Origin of the sequence: Pseudoflavonifractor sp. 60 (assembly GCF_009911645.1) — a bacterium.
GTDB lineage: Bacteria > Bacillota > Clostridia > Oscillospirales > Oscillospiraceae > Lawsonibacter.
Window position 1 is genome coordinate 1 of the sequence record NZ_QWKI01000240.1, and the last position, 857, is coordinate 857.

At 59.7% G+C, this 857-nt stretch carries 1 protein-coding gene and 1 pseudogene; both read right to left on the reverse strand.

What is annotated here, in order from left to right; genetic code table 11:
- Positions 1-78: 78 nt before the first annotated feature.
- On the reverse strand, positions 79-558 hold the full coding sequence (locus tag D1646_RS20640; RefSeq protein ID WP_347565264.1) for a PcfB family protein: 480 nt from the start codon (positions 556-558) through the stop codon (positions 79-81).
- A 65-nt stretch (positions 559-623) separates the two neighbouring features.
- Positions 624-857: pseudogene (locus D1646_RS20645) on the reverse strand (antirestriction protein ArdA); the annotation flags it as partial.

Genomic DNA, 857 nt, shown 5'->3' on the forward strand with positions numbered 1-857 from the left:
CGGTAGGCCGTCCCCACCTTTAGGCAGGCCCAGCCGATGAACAGATAGGGGAGGTTGGGCAAAAGGTACTTTTTCAGCTTATCTGTCCTCATGGGCGGCCTCCTTTACGCGGTCTTTCCTTTGGGGCGCGGGCTGGCGCAGTATCTCGGCGGCGGCCCGTCTGAGCTGTTCCCGGATAGGTACGCGGTCTGTCTTTGCCTTATCCAGCACCCGGCGGGAGTATTCCGAGAAACAAGCGGTGATTGCGTCCGCCTGCCCGCTCTTGAAGAACAGCAGATACTTGTCCGGCCCGGTCTTGTAAAAGGCATAGTCAACATTCCACTTCCGGGCCACCCGGTCAAATTCTTTTGGGGCCCCGGTGAGCTCGATGCTGTTTGTGGCCGCGCCGTGGGCCATGAGCTTTTTTACGGACTGCCTGCCGTGGGGCGTCTGGTGGGCCCGGCGTTCCTTTTGTATCTTCCGGCCAGCCGCCCGGAGCGCATAGGCCAGCACCCGGGCCGTCAGCTTTCCCGTCCGTATGGATAACGCGATAGTGCGCCGGGAAACATCCTCGTCAATCAATCAAAACCGCCTCCTTTCATGGGGGATAGGCCCTCCGGCCTTTGGGACATTTTGTCTCGAAGTCACCGCTCCTCCCGGTTTGTTTCCGGGTGCTTGCGTTCAGCCTCCAGAGAGGAACGGTCAATCACTTCCTTGTAGGCGGCCATCTGCTCCCGAATGGAGAGCCGGGGGAGGGCAAAAACCTTGTGCTCCTTGGGAATGTCCTCTATCCCGTGGTAGACTTCCTTAATATCGCCCGTCTGGACGATATAGCCGCCGGGGGCAAGGTGGCCGCCCTCGTTGATGGATATGTCCCG